Origin of the sequence: Novosphingobium lentum NBRC 107847, assembly GCF_001590965.1 — a bacterium.
Classification (GTDB): Bacteria; Pseudomonadota; Alphaproteobacteria; order Sphingomonadales; family Sphingomonadaceae; genus Novosphingobium; species Novosphingobium lentum.
This window is the reverse complement of sequence record NZ_BCTW01000006.1, coordinates 24350-47615: the sequence shown is the minus strand read 5'-3', so window position 1 is coordinate 47615 and position 23266 is coordinate 24350. Positions and strand designations below refer to the sequence as shown.

At 66.3% G+C, this 23266-nt stretch carries 25 protein-coding genes, 1 tRNA gene and 1 pseudogene; 18 read left to right on the top strand and 9 right to left on the bottom strand.

Annotated elements, in window-relative coordinates; all coding sequences use genetic code 11:
- Positions 1-21: 21 nt before the first annotated feature.
- Complete coding sequence (locus tag NL2_RS06595; protein WP_068073202.1) at positions 22-1791, bottom strand: fatty acyl-AMP ligase; 1770 nt, start codon at positions 1789-1791, stop codon at positions 22-24.
- Between the two features lie 136 nt (positions 1792-1927).
- Between NL2_RS06595 and NL2_RS06590 the strand changes: the two genes are divergently transcribed.
- The 4 genes and pseudogenes from NL2_RS06590 to NL2_RS20680 all read left to right on the top strand — a co-directional run.
- Entirely contained in the window at positions 1928-2542 is a 615-nt protein-coding gene (locus tag NL2_RS06590; RefSeq protein ID WP_068073200.1) for a regulatory protein RecX, read from the top strand.
- Positions 2535-3026: a DUF192 domain-containing protein gene (locus tag NL2_RS06585; RefSeq protein ID WP_245647596.1), complete on the top strand. Its 492-nt coding sequence runs from the start codon at positions 2535-2537 to the stop codon at positions 3024-3026. The genes NL2_RS06590 and NL2_RS06585 overlap by 8 nt, the downstream gene beginning before the upstream one ends.
- Positions 3027-3165: 139 nt before the next feature.
- Positions 3166-3594: an NADH:ubiquinone oxidoreductase subunit NDUFA12 gene (locus tag NL2_RS06580; RefSeq protein ID WP_068073195.1), complete on the top strand. Its 429-nt coding sequence runs from the start codon at positions 3166-3168 to the stop codon at positions 3592-3594.
- A pseudogene (locus tag NL2_RS20680) lies at positions 3594-4025 on the top strand (DUF2155 domain-containing protein); the annotation flags it as partial. The gene NL2_RS06580 and the pseudogene NL2_RS20680, both read left to right, overlap by 1 nt.
- Positions 4026-4060: 35 nt before the next feature.
- Here the strand turns inward: NL2_RS20680 and aat are convergent.
- Positions 4061-4894 (bottom strand): leucyl/phenylalanyl-tRNA--protein transferase, encoded by an 834-nt coding sequence (gene aat, locus NL2_RS06570; protein ID WP_068073191.1) that lies wholly within the window; start codon positions 4892-4894, stop codon positions 4061-4063.
- Between the two features lie 64 nt (positions 4895-4958).
- Between aat and NL2_RS06565 the strand changes: the two genes are divergently transcribed.
- The 9 genes from NL2_RS06565 to NL2_RS06525 all read left to right on the top strand — a co-directional run bounded on the left by NL2_RS06565 (position 4959) and on the right by NL2_RS06525 (position 9617).
- Positions 4959-5034: transfer RNA gene (locus NL2_RS06565), tRNA-Trp, on the top strand.
- Positions 5035-5172: 138 nt separating this feature from the next.
- Positions 5173-5481 carry a hypothetical protein gene (locus NL2_RS06560; protein WP_068073189.1) on the top strand — a complete coding sequence of 103 codons (309 nt, stop codon included), beginning with the start codon at positions 5173-5175 and terminating at the stop codon, positions 5479-5481.
- Positions 5482-5621: 140 nt separating this feature from the next.
- A complete protein-coding gene (locus NL2_RS06555; RefSeq protein ID WP_157083068.1) occupies positions 5622-6281 on the top strand; it encodes an energy transducer TonB in 660 nt (219 codons plus the stop codon).
- 183 nt (positions 6282-6464) lie between these two features.
- Positions 6465-6659 carry a preprotein translocase subunit SecE gene (gene secE, locus NL2_RS06550; protein ID WP_068073185.1) on the top strand — a complete coding sequence of 65 codons (195 nt, stop codon included), beginning with the start codon at positions 6465-6467 and terminating at the stop codon, positions 6657-6659.
- Positions 6660-6707: 48 nt separating this feature from the next.
- Positions 6708-7244 (top strand): transcription termination/antitermination protein NusG, encoded by a 537-nt coding sequence (gene nusG / locus NL2_RS06545; protein WP_068073183.1) that lies wholly within the window; start codon positions 6708-6710, stop codon positions 7242-7244.
- 185 nt (positions 7245-7429) lie between these two features.
- Positions 7430-7861 (top strand): 50S ribosomal protein L11, encoded by a 432-nt coding sequence (rplK, locus tag NL2_RS06540; protein WP_068073181.1) that lies wholly within the window; start codon positions 7430-7432, stop codon positions 7859-7861.
- Positions 7862-7865: 4 nt separating this feature from the next.
- Positions 7866-8567 (top strand): 50S ribosomal protein L1, encoded by a 702-nt coding sequence (gene rplA, locus NL2_RS06535; protein ID WP_068073179.1) that lies wholly within the window; start codon positions 7866-7868, stop codon positions 8565-8567.
- Between the two features lie 177 nt (positions 8568-8744).
- The gene (locus NL2_RS06530; protein ID WP_068073177.1) at positions 8745-8972 is read left to right on the top strand and encodes a hypothetical protein; all 228 of its coding nucleotides are present in this window, start codon (positions 8745-8747) and stop codon (positions 8970-8972) included.
- Positions 8973-9167: 195 nt separating this feature from the next.
- Positions 9168-9617, top strand: a complete 450-nt coding sequence (locus tag NL2_RS06525) for a hypothetical protein (RefSeq protein WP_157083067.1) — start codon at positions 9168-9170, stop codon at positions 9615-9617.
- A gap of 44 nt (positions 9618-9661) precedes the next feature.
- Here the strand turns inward: NL2_RS06525 and NL2_RS06520 are convergent, their stop codons facing one another.
- Both NL2_RS06520 and NL2_RS06515 read right to left on the bottom strand, forming a co-directional pair.
- Positions 9662-10423: a competence/damage-inducible protein A gene (locus NL2_RS06520; protein WP_068073173.1), complete on the bottom strand. Its 762-nt coding sequence runs from the start codon at positions 10421-10423 to the stop codon at positions 9662-9664.
- Between the two features lie 169 nt (positions 10424-10592).
- The gene (locus tag NL2_RS06515; protein WP_068073171.1) at positions 10593-12125 is read right to left on the bottom strand and encodes a flavin-containing monooxygenase; all 1533 of its coding nucleotides are present in this window, start codon (positions 12123-12125) and stop codon (positions 10593-10595) included.
- A gap of 168 nt (positions 12126-12293) precedes the next feature.
- On the opposite strand from NL2_RS06515, the gene NL2_RS06510 reads away from it, so the two are divergent.
- On the top strand, positions 12294-13268 hold the full coding sequence (locus tag NL2_RS06510; RefSeq protein WP_068073169.1) for a magnesium and cobalt transport protein CorA: 975 nt from the start codon (positions 12294-12296) through the stop codon (positions 13266-13268).
- On the opposite strand, the gene NL2_RS21040 is transcribed toward NL2_RS06510, so the two are convergent.
- Positions 13246-13539, bottom strand: coding sequence for a hypothetical protein (locus tag NL2_RS21040; RefSeq protein WP_157083066.1), 294 nt, complete (start codon positions 13537-13539; stop codon positions 13246-13248). The two genes, NL2_RS06510 and NL2_RS21040, sit on opposite strands and share 23 nt — an antisense overlap.
- A 315-nt stretch (positions 13540-13854) precedes the next feature.
- Here NL2_RS21040 and NL2_RS06505 point away from each other — a divergent pair, with 315 nt between their 5' ends.
- From NL2_RS06505 to NL2_RS06495, 3 genes are all read left to right on the top strand, one after another.
- The gene (locus NL2_RS06505) at positions 13855-14829 is read left to right on the top strand and encodes a cation diffusion facilitator family transporter (protein WP_084355945.1); all 975 of its coding nucleotides are present in this window, start codon (positions 13855-13857) and stop codon (positions 14827-14829) included.
- 79 nt (positions 14830-14908) lie between these two features.
- On the top strand, positions 14909-17605 hold the full coding sequence (locus tag NL2_RS06500) for an adenylate/guanylate cyclase domain-containing protein (RefSeq protein ID WP_068073167.1): 2697 nt from the start codon (positions 14909-14911) through the stop codon (positions 17603-17605).
- Between the two features lie 122 nt (positions 17606-17727).
- Positions 17728-17961, top strand: coding sequence for a hypothetical protein (locus NL2_RS06495; protein ID WP_068073165.1), 234 nt, complete (start codon positions 17728-17730; stop codon positions 17959-17961).
- 39 nt (positions 17962-18000) lie between these two features.
- On the opposite strand, the gene rimO is transcribed toward NL2_RS06495, so the two are convergent.
- The gene (rimO, locus tag NL2_RS06490; RefSeq protein ID WP_068073163.1) at positions 18001-19383 is read right to left on the bottom strand and encodes a 30S ribosomal protein S12 methylthiotransferase RimO; all 1383 of its coding nucleotides are present in this window, start codon (positions 19381-19383) and stop codon (positions 18001-18003) included.
- A 75-nt stretch (positions 19384-19458) separates the two neighbouring features.
- Between rimO and NL2_RS06485 the strand changes: the two genes are divergently transcribed.
- Positions 19459-19869, top strand: a complete 411-nt coding sequence (locus NL2_RS06485) for a DUF1761 domain-containing protein (RefSeq protein WP_068073160.1) — start codon at positions 19459-19461, stop codon at positions 19867-19869.
- A gap of 159 nt (positions 19870-20028) precedes the next feature.
- Here NL2_RS06485 and NL2_RS06480 read toward each other — a convergent pair whose 3' ends face one another.
- The 3 genes from NL2_RS06480 to NL2_RS06465 all read right to left on the bottom strand — a co-directional run bounded on the left by NL2_RS06480 (position 20029) and on the right by NL2_RS06465 (position 23214).
- Positions 20029-20787 carry a M23 family metallopeptidase gene (locus tag NL2_RS06480; protein WP_068073157.1) on the bottom strand — a complete coding sequence of 253 codons (759 nt, stop codon included), beginning with the start codon at positions 20785-20787 and terminating at the stop codon, positions 20029-20031.
- Positions 20784-22082, bottom strand: a complete 1299-nt coding sequence (gene serS, locus NL2_RS06475) for a serine--tRNA ligase (RefSeq protein ID WP_068073155.1) — start codon at positions 22080-22082, stop codon at positions 20784-20786. Before serS ends, NL2_RS06480 begins: the two co-directional genes overlap by 4 nt.
- 445 nt (positions 22083-22527) lie before the next feature.
- Positions 22528-23214 carry a TetR/AcrR family transcriptional regulator gene (locus NL2_RS06465; RefSeq protein ID WP_068073150.1) on the bottom strand — a complete coding sequence of 229 codons (687 nt, stop codon included), beginning with the start codon at positions 23212-23214 and terminating at the stop codon, positions 22528-22530.
- Between the last annotated feature and the right edge of the window lie 52 nt (positions 23215-23266).

Sequence of the window (23266 nt, the reverse complement as noted above, 5' to 3'; positions counted from 1 at the left end):
GACGCCTGCAGGCCGGCCGGCTCAGGCCGCGAGGCGGTAAGGCTCGATCGCGCCGGAGAGATACAGCGTGCGGGCCTTGGCGCGGCTCAACTTGCCCGAGCTGGTGCGCGGCAGGGTGCGCGGCGGCACCAGTTCGACCACGCAGTTCATGCCGGTGATCGAGCGGACCTTCTCGCGAATCTGCTCGCGCAGGCGCACGCGTTCTTCCGGGTCGGACACGCGGCAGTGGACCAGCACGGCGGCGGATTCCTCGCCGGTTTCGGTTTCGACGGCAAACGCGGCGATGTCGCCCTGGTGGAAGCCGGGCAGCTGTTCCACCGCCCATTCGATGTCCTGGGGCCAGTGGTTCTTGCCGTTGATGATGATCATGTCCTTGGCGCGCCCGACGATGAACAGGTAGCCATCGACGAGGTAACCCATGTCACCGGTATCGAGCCAGCCATCGACCAGCGCGGCGGCGGTCGATTCGGGATCGCGGAAATAGCTGTGCATCACGCTGGAGCCGCGACACCACACTTTGCCGATGTGGTGGTCGGACAAGGCGTGGCCGCTTTCGCCGCGCACTTCCAGTTCCATGCCGCGCACCGCGACGCCGCAGTTGACGATGGCGCGGTAGCGCGCGGGGCGCGACAGGTCGCGGGGGCTGCCCGACAGGCGTTCTTCCTCGACCAGTTCGACGCGGATGCCTTCACCCGGCGGCATGATCGTGACCGCCAGCGTCGCTTCGGCCAGGCCGTAGCTGGGCAGGAAGGCGGACGCCTTGAACCCGGCATCGGCGAACGCGTTGACGAACGCCTGCATCACGTCGGGGCGGATCATGTCGGCGCCGTTGCCCGCCACGCGCCAGCGCGACAGGTCGAACCGGTCGCCCACGTGGCTCTGGCTGGAAATGCGGCGCGAGCAGATGTCATAGCCGAACGTGGGCGAATAGCTGAGCGTGGTGCCCGGGTTGCGGCTGATCATGTCGAGCCATGCCAGCGGACGGCGGGCGAAATCCTCGGTCTTGAGGTAATCGACCGAAACCTGGTTGGCGATCGGCGAGAGGAAGCAGCCGACCAGCCCCATGTCGTGATACCACGGCAGCCAGCTGATGCAGCGATCGCCGGTGTCGATCTTCATGCCGTGCGCGTGGCCGGCCAGGTTGGCGAGCAGCGCGCGGTGGGTCACCGCGACGCCATGCGGAAAGCGGGTCGATCCGCTGGAATACTGCAAATAGCAGATCGCGTCGGGATCGGCGTCGGGCAACATGACCTGCGGGGCGGGCTCTTGCGCGAAATCCTGCCACGATTGCGCTTCGCAACCGTGTCGTGCGGCAGCGGCGGTCGCCATGTCGGCGATTTCGGCGGGATAGAACAGTATGGCGGGATCAGAGCTGCCCAGCTGCACTGCCAGCTGATCGATGTAGTTGTCCTTGCCGCCGAAGCTGGTCGGCAGCGGCAGCGGCACGGGCCACGCACCGGCATAGATCGCGCCGCAAAACAGCGCGGCGAATTCGGGCCCGGTCTCGGCAATCAGGGCAATGCGGCTGCCCGGCACGATCCCGCGACCGATCAGGCGGCGCGCCATCACCAGCGCATCCACGCGCAGTTCGGCGAATGGGTAAGGGTGGGTCAATCCGCCGCGCGGATCGTGGAAGTTGAAGCCCTTGGCCCCGCTCGCAGCATAATCGAGCGCATCGCCGAATGTCGCGAAATCGGAATAACGGCGCGGCAGCGTGTCATCGTTGGGCGTGGCCACGGGCGCGGCAGGCGCGGTCTGGGCGTCTTCGAGGATGGCGGCGGTTGCGGTCATGCGATTACCGTGGTCTTTCCTTGCCGACCCGCAACGTGCGCGCGGGCGGTTGAATGGCCGATGACTTGCGCACCTATTTGCAGATGCGGGTCCGTACGTTCTCATTTGCGCGCGACTGTGGCACGAATGTGGCGCGATGGACGAAAGCCGCCCCACTGACCGCGCCCGGCGCGTTCCCCGACCGATCGACGGTGCGCGGCTGAACGAGCTGGCGCTGGCCTATGTCGCACGGTTCGCCACCAGTTCCGGCAAGCTGGCGGACTACCTCAAGCGCAAGCTGCGCGAGCGGGGCTGGGAAGGGCGGGACGATGGCAGCGCCCCGCCGGACATCGCGGCGATCGTGGAGCGGATGGTCGCGGCGGGCTATGTCGACGATGCCGTCTATGCCCGCGCCAAAGGTGGCGGCCTGCTGCGGCGCGGCTATGGCGAGCGGCGGATCGCGCAGGCGCTGGGCGCGGCGGGGATCGCCGAACCGGACCGTGCGGGCGCCACCGGCGATGCCGCCGAACGACGCAGCGCGGCGCTGCATATGGCGCGCAAGCGCGGGTTCGGCCCGTTTGCCCGCGGCCCGTTTACCGGCGGATCGCGTGGCGCCGAATTGCCCGATCCGGCGCAGCGGCAGAAACAGGTCATGGCGATGCTGCGCGCGGGACACCCGCTTGAATCCGCGCGCAAACTGGTCGATGCAGCCAGCATCGAGGCGGCCGAACTTTGGGCCGGTGAAGCGCAGGAAGGCGATGCCGATGAATAAAGCCCGGACGTTCACGCTCGCGGTCCTCGGCGCGGTGGCGGCGTGTTCGCCGATGGCCGCCGATGCCGGGCAGAAAGCGACGCAAAGCGCTGCGCCCACGACCCATCCAGTCTCGGGCCTGCCGGTCATCCCGCTGACGATCGCGCCCGCTGGCAAGCCCCACGCGTTCCGCGTGGAAGTGGCGCGGACCGAGCCTGAACAGGCGCGCGGCCTGATGTTCCGCACCGAAATGGGCGCGGACGAAGGCATGATTTTTCCGATGAGCCCGCCGCGCGACGCTGCGTTCTGGATGAAGAACACGGTGATCCCGCTCGACATCGTGTTCATCGCGCCCGACCATCGCATCGCCAACATCGCCGCCAATGCCGTGCCGTATTCGCTCGCGCCGATTCCTTCGGCGGGTGAGGTGATGGGTGTGCTCGAACTCAACGGCGGGCGCGCGGCGCAACTGGGCATCAAGGCGGGCGACCGGGTCGACTGGTGAGCGTTGCGATGCGCGCCGCCTTGCCGGCACCGTGCGCCGGCGCGCCATCTGTGCTTGCCCCGACCCCGCCACTGGCGCTAAGCGCCCGGTCACGAAGAACCCGCGCGACGACCGGGGCACGATCTAACAAGGCGATCCGATGAGCTTCCTGGGCAAGATCTTCACCTGGTGGGATGGCGCGACGATCGGCACGCTGCTGGGCAGCGCGATGTCGGGCGAAAAGGTCGGCACCGACGCGCAAGGCAACACGTATTATCGTGCGAAAAAGCGGCAGGCGGCGGGCAGCCCGTTCGCCGGGCGCGAGCGCCGCTGGGTGATCTACAACGGCGCCAACGACGCCAGCCGGGTGCCGGCGGAATGGCACGGCTGGCTCCACGGCAGTTTTGCCGACGAGGACAATCCCGGCGTGCCCGACAGCAACCTGCCGCCCGCGCGGATCTGGGAAGTGGACTACACCCCCAACGCCACCGGCACCGCAGCCGCCTATCGCCCGCAGGGCGCGCTGGAACGCGGCGGCAAGCGCGCGGCCGCCACCGGCGATTACCAGGCCTGGTCGCCCGAGGATTGATGACCCGGGCCATGACGTCGATGCGCCCCGGGGTGGCGATGGCGCTGGGTTGCGCGGGCATGCTCGCGCTGGCCGGCTGCAACCGCAACGCAGAACCTGCGCCGCCGCCTGAAACGGCCGGCAGCGGCGCGCCCGTGGCGCAAGGGTCGGGCGCGATCGTCGAAAGCAACTACGGCACCCCGGTCAAGGATCGCGTGGCGACGCTGGGCTTCCTCAACAAGCGCAACAACCTGACGCAGGACATCGTGCTCAAGACCGGCGAATCGCGCCGCATCGGCAACGCCATCGTCAAGCTGTCCACGTGCGAGCGGACCGCGCCGTGGGAAGATCCGCCGGAAACGGGCGCGTTCGTGCAGCTGTTCGTGGAAGAGCGCGCGACCACGCAGGAGCGCCTTGCCTGGCACAAGATCTTCTCGGGCTGGCTGTTCAGGAACTCGCCGTCGCTCAACGTGGTCGAGCACCCCGTCTATGACGTGTGGGTGAAAGACTGCGCGATGAAGTTCCCCGGCGAGGAAGAGGATGCCAGGGCATCGTCGAGCAGCGCGGCGAAGCCTTCGGGCAAATCCGCTGCGGCCCCTTCGGCAGCGCGCCCCAGTACCCCCGCACCGGCCACGACCCCCACGGCCGCACCCACCCCGGCCGCCGCCGTGCCGCCCGCGCCGGTTCGCTGACCCGGTTCGTCGCGCTGGGCCAGTCCTGCATGCTGGGCCTGGTCGAGCAGCGCGAGGTAGCGCGCCTGCGGAATTTCCACCGCGCCCATCGAGGCCAGATGGGGCGTGATGAACTGGCAATCGAGCAGGCGCGCGCCCGCGCGGCGCAGCGCCGCCACCAGCCACGCCAGCGCCACCTTGGATGAATCGGGCAGCAGCGAGAACATGCTTTCGCCGCAGAACACGCGCGAAAATCCCACGCCATACAGCCCGCCCACCAGCACCTCGCCCTGCCAGCACTCGATCGAGTGGGCCTGTCCCAGCCGGTTGAGCGTGCGGTAGCTGTCCCTGATCCGGGTGCTGATCCAGCTGTCTTCGGCCTCGGCCCGCGGCGCGGCGCAGGCGTCGATCACCGAATCGAACGCGGCGTTGCACGTCACCCGGAACCGTTCGCGGCGCAACGTGCGCGCCAGCGAGTGCGAGCAGTGAAATCCGTCCAGCGGCAGGATGGCGCGCTGCTTGGGCTCCACCCAGTAGACGTCGGGATCCTCGCGGCTGTCCGCCATCGGGAAAATCCCGGCGCGATAGGCCTTCAGCAGCAGGTCCGGCGGGATGATCGCTGGGCGATTCGGAGGCGAGGTAACCGTCATGTGTCGACTTGTGCTTTCCGTCGCTTGTGCTGCGCGGGTCAACCCACTAAGGGCGGCGGCGCACAGGAGTGTAGCTCAGCTGGTAGAGCATCGGTCTCCAAAACCGAGGGCCGGGGGTTCGAATCCCTCCACTCCTGCCATTTCCCTTTCATTTGTGTTGCGCGAAGTTCAGGCCATGTGCGCCAGATTGTGCCACGAAGGGCATGCAACCATTTCCCGACGGTTGCGTTCCGTTCAGCGGAGCACATTAAACTTTGTACACGATGAAGGGGAACCCCATGCGTAAGACTTTAGCCACGCTTGCCGCCGTCGCTCTGGCGATGCCGGTGTCGATGACCTTTGCCACCGATTCGATGGCGAAAACGCGTCGCCACTACAGCAACACCACCGTGTACAAGTCGTGCCGCCATTCCAGCGGCACGGCCGGGCTCGTCGCGGGCGGCGTTGGCGGCGCAGTGCTGGGCGGCGCGGTGATCGGCCATGGCCTGTTGGGCCCGGCAGTGGGCGCGGTCGGCGGTGCGCTGGGCGGTCGTGCGATCGATCGTTCGATCACCGCCAAGAAGCGCTGCACGTACCAGCGCCGCTGATCGCGTGCGGAACGCCGCCGGGTGCCGCAATGCGCCCGGTGGCTTCGCTGCCTATGGCGACCAGCGCAACTGGACCGGATGATACCGAAAACAGGTCGCGGGTAGTTGCGCTTGTCGCGACGGCGGCGATTCACGTCGGGTTGCTTCTGGTTCTGCTCAACGGGCTGAGCGGCGGCATGGTCCTGCAAAAGACCAGTGACATCGTCGCGGTGGCGTTTCCTGCTGCCACGCCCTCGCCAACGCCGACACCCACGCCGCCGCCCACGCCCGAACACCACGCCAGCGCGGCCCGCAACGCGCCCGCGCCCGAGGCGAAGAAGGCTGAGGCCGCGCCGGTGTTCGCCGTGCGCACGATCCTGCCCCCCACCATCCCCACCGCGCCGCAGCCGGGCTCGGGCTCCGCTGCACGCGCCGGCGCGGGCGATACCGGCAACGGCAGCGGTGCCGGCGGCGCGGGCAACGGAACCGGCGGGGGCGGTGACGGGGATGGCGGCGGCAGCGATCCCGAATGGATCGGCGGCAAGATCAAGCAGTCCGACCTGCCGCAAGGCGCGCGGCTGCGCGGGGCGCAGGGCACGGTCGAAACCGAAGTCGCCGTTTCGGCCGAAGGTCGCCCCACCGGCTGCCGCGTGACCCACGGGTCGGGCGATCGCGATCTGGACGAGACGACCTGCCGGCTCGTGTTGCAGCGCTTCCGCTTCCGCCCGGCGACCGATGCCACCGGCCGACAGATCGCGGCGGAGGTCGATTACGACCAGGAATGGATCCGCACCGGTCCCCGCCCCGACGGGCAGGATTGACCGCCGGGGGGCGTTTGCCTCGACCCGCTCCAGCCGCGCCCTTGCGTTTCGTGCGATGTTTGCCTAAATGCCACCCACTTCCGACATCGGAAACGCCAAAGCCCCTCCCGGTCCCGCCGGGGCGGCGATGGGGCCATGGTGGAAGACGACACGCATTTTTCAAGACGGAAGACGGCAGGAAACATGGCCAAGACCAGCCCCGGTGAATTCATCCGCCAGGTGCGCGCCGAAGCGTCCAAGGTCGTATGGCCGACGCGCAAGGAAACCACCACCACCGCGATCTTCGTGGGGTTGATGATGGTGATCCTGTCGGTGTTCTTCCTGGGCGTCGACACGCTGTTTGGCGCTATCGTCCGATGGCTGCTGTCGCTAGTCTGATCCTGCGCGTCTGACCGATCTGCAAGTTTACAAAGGCAAGAGCATTCCATGGCCCGCTGGTACATCATCCACGCTTATTCCGGCTTCGAGAACAAGGTTCGCGAATCGATCCTGTCCGATGCCGAGCGCATGGGGCTTTCGCAGCTGGTCGAAGCGGTCGAAGTGCCGACCGAAACCGTGACCGAGGTCAAGCGCGGCAAGAAGATCCAGGTCGAGCGCAAGTTCATGCCGGGCTACGTTCTGGCCAAGCTGGCGATGAACGACGATGTCTATCACCTCGTCAAGAACACGCCCAAGGTCACCGGCTTCCTCGGCTCCAGCGGCAAGCCGCAGCCGATCAGCGAAGGTGAGGCCGCGCGCTATTTTGGCGCGCGCGAACAGGCCGCCGCGCAGCCGCGCCAGAAGGTGTCGGTCGACTACGAGATCGGCGATTCGGTCAAGGTCCTCGACGGTCCGTTCGCCAGCTTCAACGGCATCGTGGAAGAACTCGATTTCGACAAGAACCGGGTCAAGGTCTCGGTCTCGATCTTCGGCCGCGCCACCCCGGTGGAACTGGATTTCGAACACGTCGAACTGGCGAAGTAATCCCTCGCCCCTTCGGGGCAGAGAGGTCACCGTCCTTGCAATTCGCGCCCCGAACCGTTAGGGGCGCGCGCTTCCGGCAGGATTCCCTGGCGGAAATTCCGTGCGGGAGGCGCCTCGGCGCTGTCTGACCGCTCACTCTGAGGGTTCCGGTTGCTACCGGCCCGACAGGACGAAAGGAGGCCCCCGTGGCCAAGAAGATTGAAGGCTATATCAAGCTGCAGGTTGCTGCAGGCGAAGCCAAGCCCGCCCCGCCGATCGGGCCGGCGCTGGGTCAGCGCGGCGTCAACATCATGGAATTCTGCAAGCAGTTCAACGCTGCCACGCAGGAAGTCGAAAAGGGCACGCCGCTGCCCACCGTGATCACCGTGTTTGCCGACCGCAGCTTCACGTTCGTGACCAAGACCCCGCCCGCCACATTCCTGATCAAGAAGGCGCTGGGCCTCAAGGCCGGTTCGAAGGAGCCGGGCAAGGTCAGCGCGGGAACGATCACGCGCGCGCAGCTCGCCGACGTCGCCAAGGCGAAGATGGTCGATCTCAACGCCAACGACCTCGACGCAGCGGTGAAGATCATCGAAGGTTCCGCCCGCGCCATGGGCTTGTCGGTTGTGGAGGGCTGATCCGATGACCATGCAAAGCAAGAAGCAGAAGTCGCTCGCCGCAAAGCTGGGTGACAACATGAAGCTCTATGGCGTCGACGAGGCGCTGCAGACGCTGCGTGACCTCAAGACCACCAAGTTCGACGAAACCGTCGAAGTCGCGCTGAACCTGGGCGTCGATCCGCGCCACGCCGACCAGATGGTCCGCGGCATGGTCACGCTGCCTTCGGGCACCGGCAAGGACGTCAAGGTTGCCGTGTTCGCACGCGGTGACAAGGCCGAAGCCGCTCTGGCCGCTGGTGCCGACAAGGTCGGCGCCGAAGACCTGATGGAAGACATGCTGGCCGGCAACCTCGATTACGGCCGCGTGATCGCCACGCCCGACATGATGGGCGTGGTCGGCCGCCTGGGCAAGACGCTGGGCCCCAAGGGCCTGATGCCGAACCCCAAGCTGGGCACCGTCACCCCGAACGTGGCCGAAGCGGTCAAGGCCGCCAAGGGCGGCCAGATCGAATTCCGCGTCGAAAAGGCCGGGATCATCCACGCCGGCATCGGCAAGATGAGCTTCACTGACGCCGCGATCCGCGCCAACTTCGACGCCTTCGTCGATGCGATCGTCAAAGCCAAGCCGGCCGGCGCCAAGGGCAAGTACCTCCAGAAGGTCGCGCTCTCGTCGTCGATGGGCCCCGGCCTCAAACTCGACGTGGCGCTGATCCACGCTGGGTAAGGCTTAGCCGACATACCGAATTGAAGAGGCCGGGAGGGGAAACCTTTCCGGCCTTTTTCGTATGCCTGCGGCGGCCCACCGCAGCCCGGCGATTTATAATGATCCGAAGTGAGGCCGTTCAGGCTTTCGCAAGTGCGATAATGGTGTAACCCTTTCGGATAGCTCCTCGGAGGAACTATGGCCGACGAACGAACACGAATCGTGCAATGGTTGCGTGCTGCAGCGCCGCCTCCCGAAAATCACGACAGCCTCAACCGGGTCATTCTCTATCTTGCGCAAGCAATCGAGCGGGGCGATCATTTTCTCGACGATGGCGTTGAAGATGTCGAAGCGAATCACGGAGCCCAGATTGTCGGGTTGTTCGAAAATGCGCAGGCGCGAGTCGCGGCAACGCGCGGGAAATAGGATATTCCCCGCCATTCGCTTTGGAATCGTGGTGCCGTGTGAGGCTGTCGAAACCTGCGGATTCTAAGGCCGATAGGGGAGGGTCTTTTCGGCGCATTTCGTCTGCAGATTATCGCTACGAAAGTTACGGGTTCGACTTCGTGTTGCCGAATTGTTCAAAAATGGCGAAAGTGCGCGTCCCATAGAGGAGTTGCCATGGCCATGTCCTTTCTTCGTTCAGCCCTGCTCCTCGTTGCCATGGGTACTTCCGCCTCGCCGGTATCCGCTCAAGTCGCCCGACTGCCCATAGCCGACGGCATCTGGGTCAAAGCCGAAACCGCCTGCGGCACGGCCGCCATAGCCTACGTCAAGCGCGCCGGCCGGTTCGGCAGCGTATATTTCTACGGCCCCAACCAGAGCATGGGACCCGCCAACGAGACCGAAGTCGTGTCGCATGTCGGGCGAGGCGAAAATGGATTTTCGGTCATCAACGATGGGCCGATCGAGGTCGCGGCGCGGCCGAACGGACGGGCCGTGGTCCGCGCCTTTTCGCTGAGCGAGGGCGTGCAGTGGACCGAAAATATCCGGCTGTGTGCTCCGACGACACTGTCGGCAAAGCTGCGCGCAGGCCTTGCACGCGTGGGATTGGGAGTGAGCCCAAGGTAGCGAGTTGCTTTAGACATGCTCAGGACGAGCGATTCCCAAGGACGCTAAATCCCCCCCGCAACCGTCTCGCGTCCGGTCGCGGCCAGGCCGGCTTCCAGCGCTTTCCCGCACTCCACCAGCGCCGCATCATCGGTCGAGCGGATCACGAAATTGGCGCCGACCTTGCCTTCGCGGAAGAACGGGTAGCTGCCGATCTGGCAGCCTTCGTGTGCTTTCTCGGTCTGGTAGAGCAGCTCGGCGATCTCGCTTTCGGGCACCCAGCAGCCGATCGTCAGCGATTTGAGCGGCAGGCCGCCCTCAAGCTGCCCGGTCAGCGCGTCGAGCATTCCGGCGGTGATGTGCGGCACCCCCGCCATCAAAAACACCGGACCGATGCGGATGCCCGGCGCGCCCGACATGCGGTTCTCGATCAGGTCGGCGCCTTGCGGCACGCGCGCCATGCGCAGGCGGCCTTCATTGAGGCCCCCGCGCGTGGCGTAATAGTGTTCGAGGATCGCGCGCGCCGCCGGGTGGATCACCACGGGCACGCCCAGTGCTTTCGCCACCGAATCGACCGTGATGTCGTCGTGAGTCGGGCCGATGCCGCCGGTGGTGAACAGGTAGTCGTTGCGCGCGCGCAGCGCGTTGACCGCCTCGACGATGGCTTCCTCGACATCGGGCACCACGCGCACTTCGCGCAGGCGGATGCCCTGCACGCCCAGCCACGTGGCGACTTGCGCGATGTTCTTGTCCTGCGTCCGGCCGGAGAGGATTTCATCGCCGACGACGATCAGCGCGGCGGTCCAGATGCGTTGGGGTTCGGTCATGGTAGGCCGCGATAGCTCAAAGCGCCGTCCAAGCAAACGCGGGTTGTGTTTCCTTCATGCTTCCCCGCCCTTCGACGAGCTCAGGATAACTTCCGGCCAAGGGCCGCAAGGCGGGGCCTGGGGCGATGGCAGGATCAGCGGCGCGCGACCGCCTGCGCGGGGACGCAACTTACTCCGCTGCCTCAAGCGCGGGCTCGGCCGTCACCGCCGCCGCCGGGCCGCCCAGCCGCATGATCCCGTCCTCGATCGGATCGTTCTTCAGCCACACGCGGTCGCGCACATAGTCCTGGTTCAGCCGCCACGGCATGGCCTGCGCGCTTTTGGGCATCAGGTGCATGCCGCGCTGGATATAGCCCGACGAGAAATCGAAGATGTTGTCTTCGGGCAGGCGGTGATCGTCGGGCAGCACGGGCATCGCCACCACCGCGTTCCTGGCCTTCATGTGGTTGAGCAGGCGGCAGATGTAGTCGGCGTTGATATCGGCGCGCAGCGTCCACGATGCGTTGAGATAACCGAACACCACCGCCAGGTTCGGCACGTTCGAGAACATGCAGCCCTTGTAGTAGAACCGCTCGCTGAAATCGACCGGAGCGCCGTTGACGCTCACCGCGATCTTTCCGGCGATGGCCAGTTTCAGCCCGGTAGCGGTGATGATGGTATCGGCATCGAGGTGCTTGCCCGATTTCAGCTGGATGCCGGTGGCATCGAACCGATCGATATGGTCGGTCACGATGTCGGCCTTGCCCGCCTTGATCGCCTTGAACAGGTCGCCGTCGGGGATCAGGCACAGCCGCTGTTCCCACGGGTTGTACGGCGGGGTGAACGCGGCGGCATCGTACTTGTCGCCCAGTTCCTGCTTCGCCTGTTTGGTCAGGAATTCCTTGACCTTTTCGGGCTTGGTGCGCGCCTGCTTGAAGATGAAATCCTGCATCCGCACGTTCTTGAAGCGGGTGATGGTGTAGGCCAGCTTTTCGGGCAGGAACTTGCGCAGCGTGTTGGCGATGGCATCGCGCGCGGGGCGGGCGGCGTACCAAGTGGGCGTGCGCTGCAGCATGGTGACGTGGTCCGCGCGGTCAGTCATCGCCGGGACCATGGTGGCGGCCGTCGCCCCCGATCCGATCACCACCACGCGCTTGCCGCTGTAGTCATAGCCTTCGGGCCAGAACTGCGGGTGGATCACGTCGCCCTTGAAGTCCTCGCGCCCGGGGAACTGCGCGTCGTGCGGGTTGTCGTAATCGTAATAGCCCGATCCCAGGTACAGCAACCGCGCGGTGATCCGCCGCCGCTCGGCGCCGGGCTGTTCCACCACCAGTTCCCACTGCGCGGTGGCGCCGTTCCAGTCGGCCGACAGCACCGTGGTGCGGAACCGGATGTGCGGGCGGATGCCGCGTTCATCGACGATGCGGTTGAGGTAATCGAGGATCGAGGGGCCGTCGGCGATCGACTTCTCGTGCTTCCATGGCTCGAACACGAAGCCCAGCGTGTGCATGTCGCTGTCGGACCGCACGCCGGGATAGCGGAACAGGTCCCAGGTGCCGCCCAGCGCCTCGCGCCGCTCGATCATCGCATACGTGCGGTCGGGGCAGATTGCCTGCATGTGCGCGGCCATGCTGATGCCCGAAATGCCCGCGCCGATGATCGCGACATCGACATCGGGGGCAGGTGCCCCGCCGGACAAGCTGTTACCCAAGCGATCGGCCATCCGTCTCTCCCGCCCGTTCCCGGTCTGCCAATGACAGGCCCGGTCGTCTATTGACAGGGGTGTAAGCCAGTCCGCGCGCGAATGCCAGACCGATTGCCCCCCATTCGCCGCCCCCCGTTGGCCGTATCCGCCGTTGCAACCATCGGCGGCGTTTGCCACACGCTGTCCATGTCGATCATCGCCGCCCGCCGTTACCTGCATGGCATCGCCAGCGAACACGCGATTCCCGTGGACGGGAACGAGCGCGACACGCTGCCGCCGCACGGGTTCGACTGGGTCGGGCTGTGCGAGCCCACGGCGGAGGAAATGGACGTGGTGCGCCGCCAGTTCCATTTGCACCCGCTGGCGGTGGAAGACGCGCTCAACCCGCGCCAGCTGCCCAAGGTTGAGGCGTACGGCAAGCAGCTGTTCGTCGTCGCGCGCACCGCCGCGCTGGAGGAGGAAGAGGTCATCGGCTATGGTCAGACCGCGATCTTCCTCGGCGCCGATTTCGTCGTCACCGTCCGCTTCGGCAGCACGCGCGCGCACCACGAACTGCGCCGCGAGCTGGAAGCCAATGCCGAACGGCTGGCCGAAGGGCCCGACTACGTGCTCCATGCGGTGCTCGATTTCGTGGTCGACGGCTACCTGCCGATCATGGACAAGCTGGAGGAAGTGGCGATCGAGATGGAGGAAGGCGCGATCGACGTGTTCCCCGAACAGGTCACCATCCGCCGCCTGTTCCGACTGCGCCGCCAGCTGCGCCGGTTCGAACGGATCATCGGCCCGATGCAGGAAATGTGCGAGCGTCTGGTCACGACCGACCTGCCCGCGATCGACCCCGCCGCGCGGCTGTGGTTCCGCGACGTGCTCGACCACGTCCGCCGCGTGATCGCCCGGATGGACGGGCTAAAGGAAACGCTGGCCACCGTGGTTGAAACCGCCAGCCTGCTGGAACAGCATCGTCAGGGCGAAATGACCCGGCAGCTGGCGGCCTGGGCCGCAATCCTCGCCGTGCCCACCGCGATCGCGGGGATCTATGGCATGAACTTCGATTACCTGCCCGAACTGCACTGGCACTACGGCTATTACTTCGTATGGGGCCTGATCGTGTGCGTGTGCGGCGGGCTGTGGGTGCGGTTCAAGTCGATCGGGTGGTTGTAGCCTGTATGGGCGTCAGTGGCTGCACGAGGGCAGGTGGCACCGGGCTGGTCGAATGCGCGTGGCGACGGCGGGCCGGGAAGGGCACCACGTTGCTACTGGTCGGCCACTCGTTTGCGGGCGCAGCCGGTTCGCTGTCTTCTGGCGGCAGGGCATGGTCGCCCCGCTCGATCGCCAGCGCGACGTAGTGCATGACCGCAGCCAGGCGATCGGGTTGATCGGCCGGTGCAATGGCCTGACGCAGCCAGGCGACAATCTGTGCGCGTTCTTTCATCGTTGGTGCTTCCCCGCGTTTTTTGTTCTGGGCAGAGAACGCCTGTAATTCGAAAATATTCCTGAAGGAATCGCGTGGCTGCTCGAAATTGGCGGGATATCAAGGAAACCCACGGCAATTCGGTATGAGCTCTGGCGATTTCGGGTAGGAAGCGACGGGCACGACCTCCGCCGGCTTTCGGGAAGACGGCAAGACGGGACGTAGCGGCCGCTGCTGACAAAATCGCCGCTGCCATGGCCAAGGCGCCGCTTTGCGCGTTGGGCAGTTCGGGGTACGGGGACTACACGGGGCAAGGGGCCACGCGAAAGGACAGGGATGGCTAGCGGCTCGACACGGACGATCCTGATTGCGCTGGGCGCGAACGTGGGGATTGCCGTGGCCAAGTTTGCCGCAGCGGCGTTCACCGGATCGTCGGCGATGCTGACCGAGGGGGTGCACTCCCTTGTCGATTCAACCAACCAGGTGCTGCTGCTGTATGGTCGCAAGCGCGCGGAAAAGCCGGCCAACGAGAAGCATCCGTTCGGTTACGGACGCGAGCTGTATTTCTGGAGCTTCGTCGTCGCGATCCTGGTGTTTTCGCTCGGCGCGGGCGTTTCGGTGTATGAAGGCGTGCTGCACATGCTGCACCCCGAACCGGCGGTCTCGCCCGCGGTGGCGTTCGTGGTGCTGGGCATCGCGGCGGTGCTGGAAGGCTATTCCACGCTGGCGGCCAAGCAGGACTTTGACGCCGCGCGCGAGGGGCGGTCGTGGCTTCAGGCGATCCAGTTTTCCAAGGACGCGCCGACGATCATCCTGCTGCTGGAGAACGCCGGCGCGCTGGTTGGGCTGGGGCTGGCGGCGCTGGGGCTGGCGCTGAGCCTGTTGACCGGCAACCCGGTGTGGGATGGGCTGGCCTCGGTGCTGATCGGGCTGGTGCTGGGCGTGCTGGCGGTGCTGCTGCTGTACGAAGCCAAAAGCCTGCTGATCGGCGAAAGCGCCGATCCCAAGCTGGTCGCCGCGATCCGCCGCTGTGCCGAGGGGCATCGCGGCGTGGTTGCGGTGCACGAAGTGCTTACGCTCCATTCCGCGCCCGAAATGGTCACGGTGATCATCAGCGCCGATTTCGATGACGCGATCAGCGCGCGCGACGTGGAGGGCATCGTCGCCGACATCGAACGCCAGGTGGCGCTCAGCTATCCGATCGTGGCGCGCGTGTTCGTGCGACCGATGGATGCCAGCGGCCTGCGCCTGTCGATGCGCGCGGGCGTGGGCGACGGGGCGGACGCAGCGGAAGGCGTGAACCGCGCATGATCGCGCCGCGCCTTGCGCAGGGCCGCGATCCGTGGTCTGTCGCAGATCGGGTCGGCACTTTCCTCAACGCGGAGATTCCGTGCTGCATGCCCCGCGCATAGAACCCGAACGCGAACTGGGCCCACCCGGGCAACGGTCCGCGCGCGCGCTGTTCCGCCGGATGACGCGGATCTATGTGATGGCCAGCCTGGCCGCCATTGCCATCCTGCTGCCGCTGATCGCCACCGGGCTGGAATTCCAGACCTGGCAATGGGTCAACCTGTTCCGGTTCGTGCCGGTCGGCTTCGCGATCTACGTTACCGCCGATATCCTGGTCATCCGTCACCACTTGCGCCCGGTGACCGACGCCCTGAAACTGCTCGACGCCGGAACCATGCCCGATCGCGCGGTGCTGACCACCGGGATCACGCGCGCGCTCAACCTGCCGTTTTTCGCGTTCATGCGGGTCACGTTCCTGCACGGGCCGCTGGCGACGCTGGTGGTGAGCGGCGCGATGCTGATCGCCAACCATTTCGGGTTGATGTTCGCCACCTGGCAGATCGTGGCGTTCGGCGGCGCAGCGATGCTGTTCGCCTCGCCGACGCACGCGATCTTCGAATACTTCGCGGTCAGCCGCGACATCGAGGGCGCGATCAAGCGGCTGGGCCGCGCGCTGGGCGGGCCGCTGCCGGCCGAATGCCATGGCCAGCTGATCGCGATCCGGCTCAAGGAAAAGCTGCTCTACCTTGCGGTCGCGGTCGCCTCGCTGCCGTTGACGTTCTTTGCGGTGTCGGTCGTGTTCAAGATCGACCGGCTGTTCGTGGTCAACGGGCTGCATCCCTCGTCCGCGCAGTTGCTGCCGTTCTACTTGTGGATCGCGGGCGTGGTGATGGTCTGCGTGCTGGGATCGTTCGCGATGGCGCTGCTGACCGCAAGCGAAGTGTCGCGATCCGCCGCCCGGATGCTCAACGCGATGGGCATGGTCGAGAAAGGCCGGCTGGACGATGCCCATCTCGATGTGATCAGCACCGACGAATACGCGCAGCTGTTCCGCGGGTTCGGGCTGATGGTGGATTCGCTGCGCGAGGAGCAGAAGATCCTGTCGGTCAGTCAGGATCTGGCGGGCGAACTGCAGCTCGATGTGCTGATCGCGCGGATCATGACCGCGACCGCCGAACTGCTCGGCGCCGAACGCTCGACGCTGTTCATCCACGATCCGCGCACCAACGAACTCGTCTCGGTCTTCGCGGCGGGGCTTGAACTGCGCGAGATCCGCATTCCTGCCGGGCAGGGGATCGCCGGCGCGGTGTTCAGCTCGGGCGTGCTGGAAAGCATCGCCGATCCTTACGCCGATCCACGCTTCGACCAGGCGGTGGACACGCGCACCGGTTTCCGCACGCGCAACATCCTGTGCGCGCCGATCGCCAACAAGGCCGGCGGGCGCATCGGCGTGACGCAGGTGCTCAACAAGCGCGAGGGCGATTTCACCGCCAAGGACGAGGCGCGGTTGCGCGCATTCGCCGCGCAAGTCGCCGTCAGCCTCGAGAATGCGCGGCTGTTCGACGACGTGCTGAGCATGAAGAACTACAACGACAGCATCCTCAAGAGCACGTCGAATGCGATCATCACGCTCGACAGCGAGGAAAGGCTGGTCACGGTCAACGATCCCGGCACCGAACTGCTGGGTTATGCGCGCGAGCGGCTGGTGGGGCGCAGCGCCACGCAGATCGCGGGCGAGAACGAGTGGATCGTCACCGCCGTGCGCCGCACCGCTGAAACCGGCGAGCGCAGCCTCGCGGTGGATGCCGAAATGCGCTTTCGCGACGGGCGCAAGGCGACCGTCAACCTCACCGTCACCCCGCTGATCGACGCCGCCGATCAGCGCATCGGCTCGATGGTGGTGATCGAGGACGTGACCGAGGAACGCCGCGTGCGCGCCACCATGGCGCGCTACATGTCCAAGGAAGTGGCCGACCAGCTGCTCGAGGCGGGCGAGATCGAACTGGTCGGCAAGGACCAGGAAGTGTCGGTGCTGTTCTCCGACGTGCGCGGGTTCACCACCATTTCCGAAGCGCTGGGCGCGCGCGAGACGGTGCAACTGCTCAACGGCTATTTCACCGAGATGGTCGATGTAATCTTCGATCACGGCGGCATCCTCGACAAGTATATCGGCGATGCGATCATGGCGCTGTTCGGCGCGCCGTTCCCGACCGATCGCGATGCCGACAATGCCATTGCCGTGGCCAACGCGATGATGCTGCGACTGGCCGAGCTGAACCAGCGCCGCGCCGGATCGACGCTGCCCGCGCTCGACATCGGCGTGGGCATCGCCACGGGCGATGTGATCGTGGGCAACATCGGCTCGATCCGGCGCATGGAATACACCGTGATCGGCGACAGCGTGAACCTCGCCTCGCGGCTGGAGGGCGCGAACAAGGCGTTCGGCACCAAGATCCTGATCGGCGAGACCACGGTCAAGCGGCTGAAGTCGCCCACGCTGCTGCGCGAGATCGATCGCGTGCGGGTGAAAGGCAAGGACAACCCGGTCTCGGTGTTCGAGGCGCTGGGGTGGCGCACCGGCGAACCGGGGCTGGAGGTGCTGCTCGATCGCTACACCGCCGGGTTCGCCGCCTACCGCGCGCAGGACTGGGCGCGCGCGGTCACCGCGTTCGAAGCCGCGTTGGCGATCGATCCGCGCGACACGCCGAGCGAGATCTACCTCGGCCGCAGCCGCGCCTACGCCGCCGCCCCGCCGCCCGCCGACTGGGACGGGGTGTGGACGATGCTCACGAAATAGGCCGCGCTGGCGCAGTATCCGTGCCACAAGCGTTTGGCAACATTACCGAAACGTCATTGGCGGTGCGACCACGGGCTTCCTAGATTCAGCCCGAGGCGGGAGGGTCCGCACGGAGTCGATCTATGAACACGAAGCTGGTTCTTGCCCTTGTCGCAACGCTGGCGCTGGGCGCCGCGCCGTCCGCTGCCGAGGCCAAAGGCTGCATCCGTGGCGCAATTGCTGGCGGTGTTGCCGGACATTATGCCCACCACCACGCCATCGCCGGCGCAATGGCGGGCTGCGCGGGCGGCCATTACTATTACAAGCACAAAGCCGCCAAAGCTGCGCAGCAGCAGGCCGCAGCGCAGCATCACTGATCGGGGCAGGTCGGTCCGGCGCTGGCCGGGCTGACCGCCTCAGCCGTTGTCGACAATAACCCCGAACAGGTCGTGCGCGTCGGCATCCTCGACCAGCACATCGACGATGTCGCCCGGCGCAAGGCCCGCTGGCACGTTGCGCAGGAACACGTTGCCGTCGATCTCGGGCGCATCGGCTTGCGATCGCGCGGTCGCGCCGATGTCGCCGTCCTCGTCGGGCTCGCCCACTTCGTCGACGATCACCGGCAGCACGCGGCCGACCTTGGCGGCGAGCTTGGCCGCGCTGATCGCGGCGGTCTTTTCCATGATCCGGGCGTAGCGTTCTTCCTTGACCGCCTCGGGCACCGCATCGGGCAGGTCGTTGGCGGCAGCGCCCGCCACCGGCTCGAACCGGAACGCGCCGACCCGATCGAGCTGCGCTTCATCGAGCCAGTCGAGTAGGTACTGGAAATCGGCGTCGGTCTCACCCGGAAAGCCGACCACGAAGCTCGATCGCACCGCGATATCGGGGCAAATCTCGCGCCATGACCGCAGCCGGTCGAGCACTTTGGCCTCGTTCGCCGGGCGCTTCATCGCCTTCAGCACTTTCGGGCTGGCGTGCTGGAACGGGATGTCGAGATAGGGCGTCAGCAGCCCTTCGGCCATCAGCGGGATCACCGCATCGACGTGGGGGTAGGGATAGACGTAGTGCAGCCGCACCCACGGCGCCTCGCCATCCGGCGTGCGCAACCGGCCCAGTTCGCGCGCCAGGTCGGTCATGTGAGTGCGCACGGCGCGACCCTTCCACTGACGCTCCTCGTGCCGCACGTCGACGCCGTAGGCCGAAGTATCCTGGCTGATCACCAGCAGTTCGCGCGTGCCCGCCGCGACCAGCTTTTCCGCTTCGCGCAGCACCGCGTCGATCCGCCGGCTGACCAGCTTGCCGCGTAGCGAGGGGATGATGCAAAACGCGCAGGCGTGGTTGCAGCCTTCGGAAATCTTGAGGTAGCTGTAATGGCGCGGGGTCAGCTTGATGTCGATGTCGGACGGCTGCGGGATCAGGTCGATGTACGGGCCCTGCGATGGCGGCGCGGCCTCGTGCACTGCGTTGACCACGTCCTCGTACTGGTGCGCGCCGGTCACCGCGAGTACCGACGGAAATCGCGCCCGGATCACGTCGGCTTCGTTGCCCAAGCAGCCGGTGACGATCACCCGGCCGTTTTCGGCAATCGCCTCGCCGATCGCGGCCAGGCTTTCCTCCTTGGCGCTGTCGAGAAAGCCGCAGGTGTTGACCAGCACGACGTCGGCGCCGGCATAGTCGGGCGACATCGCATAGCCATCGGCACGCAGCCGGGTGAGGATGCGTTCGGAATCGACCAGTGCCTTGGGGCAGCCCAGGCTGACCATGCCGACGCGCGGGGAGGAAGGTATTTCAAGTGCCATCGTGCGCCGCCCCCTACACCTCGCGCGCCCGACGCGCTACAGCGACGACATCCGGGGGCGCGAAAGGCATAATAAATGGGTCCGGTGAACTGGTTGGCCGTGTTGGCGGCGACGTTGGCGGCGATGGCGGTATCGGCGCTGTGGTACGGCCCGCTGTTCGGCCGCGCCAAGCTGGCCGAAGTCGGCCCCGGCGGACTGGGCGCGCGCACCTCGCCCGCCCGCACATGGGCGCTCACCGGCGTGCTGCTGCTCGTCACCGCGACGATGATGGGCCACATGTTCGCGCGCGTCGGCCCGGCGACGCTGGCAGTGAAGCCGTGGCTGTACTTCATGATGGCGGGCGGGCTGGCCGGCGCGTTCGTGATCCCCGCGCTGTGGATCAGTTACACCCACCAGCGCATCAGCACGCGGCTGGCGCTGATCGACGCGGGGTTCTGGATGGTGGCGTATCTGGCGATGGGGCTGGTATTCAAGATCTTGGGGTGAGGGTGAGGGTGAGGAGCGGCGGATTCGCTATCCCCAATCCCGCTCATCCTGAGCTTGTCGAAGGATTGCTTTTTCTGTTTCCTCGCGCGGCAAAAGCGAAGTGCAGTCCTTCGACAAGCTCAGGACGGACGGTTTTTACCAAGCGGATTGAACAAAAAGCTAAAGTCTGACCGGCAGATACAGCGCAGGATCGCGCGGAATATTGTTGCGGCGCAGTTCGAAGTGCAGCGTCGGGCGCACCGCTTCGCCGCTCCGGCCGATGGTCGCGATGCGATCGCGCCGGGCCACTTTCTGACCCTGTTTGACCGTGACTTTGCCGAGATAGGCATACGCGGTGACCCAGCCGCCGCCATGGTCGACGATCACCAGCTGGCCGAAGCGGCGCGGCTCGTTGCCGGCGAACACCACGGTCCCGGCGGCGGCGGCGCGCACGGTCATCCCGTCGTAGGCGACCAGGTCGATGCCGTTGTTGGGCAGGCCCGAAACCGGCCGCCCAAACGGCGTTTCAAGCGCGCCGTCGGTCGGCCACGCCAGGCGCGGCGCATCGAGCTCGCGCGCGCGGGTCGGCGCGTAGGGCGTAGGCGGCGGCGCCGGACGGACGACGTGCGGCGGCGTTACCGGCGCCACTACCGATGGGGGGCGTGTGGCAGGCGCGGGTGCCGGACGCGGCCGGGCATAGCCGTGCGACGGTATCCGCAGCTCCTGCCCGATACGGATGATATAGGGCGAGGGGATGCCGTTGGCCGCACCCAGCGTCGCCATGTCGATGCCGTGCCCGGCGGCGATCGTGGCGAATGTATCGCCCGCCCGCACGGTGTAGACCAGCACCGGGGCGCTCGATCCGGCACCTTGCCCTTGCGCCGGGCAGGCGCCAGCCGTCACCGCAAGCAGCAGGCCTGCGGCAACGGCGCGCTTCACGCCGCCCCGCCCGGCACCAGCTGGGTGATCCCGCCCATGTAGGGCGCCAGCACCGCCGGCACGTCGACCGATCCGTCGTCCTGCTGGTAGTTTTCCAGCACGGCGACCAGCGTGCGCCCCACCGCCAGCCCCGATCCGTTGAGCGTGTGGACGAACTCGGTGCCCTTCTGGCCGCCAGCATCTTTGGCTGGCCGAAACCGCGTGTTCATTCGCCGCGCCTGGAAATCGCCGCAGTTGGAACAGCTCGAAATCTCGCGATAGGCACCCTGGCCCGGTAGCCACACTTCCAGATCGTAAGTCTTGCGCGCGGTGAACCCCATGTCGCCCGCGCACAGCAACATGCGGCGGTACGGCAGCTCCAGCGCCTGCAGCACCGATTCGGCGGCAGCAGTCATGCGCTCGTGCTCCGCATCCGAGTCCTCGGGCCGGCTGATCGTCACCAGCTCGACCTTTTCGAACTGGTGCTGGCGGATGAACCCGCGCGTATCGCGCCCGGCCGCGCCGGCTTCGGAGCGGAAGCACGGGGTCAGCGCGGTCATCCGCAGCGGCAGCGTCGCGCCATCGAGAATCTGCTCGCGCACCGCGTTGGTCAGGCTGACTTCGGCGGTGGGGATCAGCCAGCGCCCGTCGGTGGTGTGGAAATTGTCCTCGGCGAACTTGGGCAACTGCCCCGTACCGAACAACGATTCATCGCGCACCAGCAGCGGCGGCGCGCATTCGCCATAGCCGTTCACGCTGGTCTGGTGATCGAGCATGAACTGCCCCAGCGCCCGGTGCAGCCGCGCCATCTGCCCGCGCAGGAACGTGAACCGCGCCCCCGAAATCAGCGCGCCGGTCTCGAAGTCCAGCCCCAGCACGGGGCCGATGTCGGCGTGTTCCTTCGGCTCGAATGAAAACGGGCGCGGGGTGCCCCAACGCGACACTTCGACATTGGACGTCTCGTCCGCGCCCGGCGGCACGTCGGCGGCGGGCAGGTTGGGGTGTGCGGCGAGCATGTCGGCCAGCTGCGCGGTGAGGGTGCGCTCCTCGTCCTCCAGCGCGGGCAGCTCGGTCTTGAGCGCGGCGACCTCGGCCATCAGCGCGGCGGCTTCGTCCTCGCGCTTTTGCGCCTTGGCTGCACCGATCGCCTTGGAGGCGTCGTTGCGGCGCGCCTGCGCCTCCTGCATCCGCGTGGCGATCTCACGCCGCCGCGCATCGAGCGCGACGATGGACGCGGCCACCGGCGCCACCCTGCGGCGGGCAAGGGCGGTATCGAAAGCGGCGGGATCGTCGCGGATCAGGCGGATGTCATGCATGGCGCCGGGCTATGCCGCGCCGATTCGCGCTGCGCAAGTTCGCGCCGGTGGGAACTGGTGAGAATGGCCGCAGCCATCGGTCCGGCGAAGCCCCCTATGTGACGCGCAGCGGCGAATGCAGCGGCGAATGTTGCCCTGCCGGCCTCTACGCCATCCCGGGCGATGATCGGTTCGGCACTAGCCCAAGTTATGCCTAAACCTGACGTCGTCACGTATCTGAGCATCTGGGCAGCAGGCGCCGTCAAAGCCTACGTTCCCGGCCCCAACTGCCTCGTCGGAAGCGGTCGTTGATTCACCGGTTGTCGACGGCAAAAAATGGCAGGCAGCAGTTGCCTCCGTGTAAGGGCGCTATGGGCAAACAAGAGACCGCAGATTGGTGAAAATGAGTCTCCAAATTTTTCGAAGCCTGCTCAATTGCGGTCGGGGGACGCCCGACTGGCGCCGCTCACACCACATCACTTTTCAATGATTTACACAGCATCACTGTAATAGCTCGAAGACGCATATGGCGGTCGCCCTCGAGCGCTCGGGAGCCAATGCCATGAGCGGTTCTGCGGCTGAACATCAGGATCGTGTCGGTGTAATGCTCGGCCAGGAGTTGAAAATCGGCCTTGCCAATTTCGCCCTTGCAGTGGGCGTCCTCGAAAAACCGGACGAGCGAATCCTCTACATGCCGGGTGCCGTGCTCGTGCACGGCTTGCGCTAGCCTGGGAAAGCGGGCTGACTCGGCCATTGTCAAGCGTTCAAGCGCGATGCCTTCGGGCAATTGCGCCGTGTCCATCAACAGCGCGCCGATCGCGTAGAGCCGCTCGGCGAACGGTCGATCGTCGTCTTCGGCCAAGCTGTTGATCGGCGCAAACCGGCTGGTCAACGCGTCGATCGCTGCTTCGAGTACCTCAGACTTCGAAGGGAAACGGCTGTAGAATGTCGCTTTGGATATGTGCGCGCGTTCCACGATCGCCTCGACCGAAGTCGCCGAATAGCCCTTTTTCAGAAACAGTTCCATGGCGACATGCAGGATCGTTTCGGTCAGTCGCGATGCCTGGTCGCGGGTCGGGCGGCCGGTCTTGCGCTTTGCCGGTCGCGCTTCCTTCGCCCCGCCGGCCGCTGTGTCGATCGTCCTTCCCGGCACGATAATTCCCTGAGTTGGAAAGGCGGATGGTCCCCGTTCCGCCTTGTTTGGC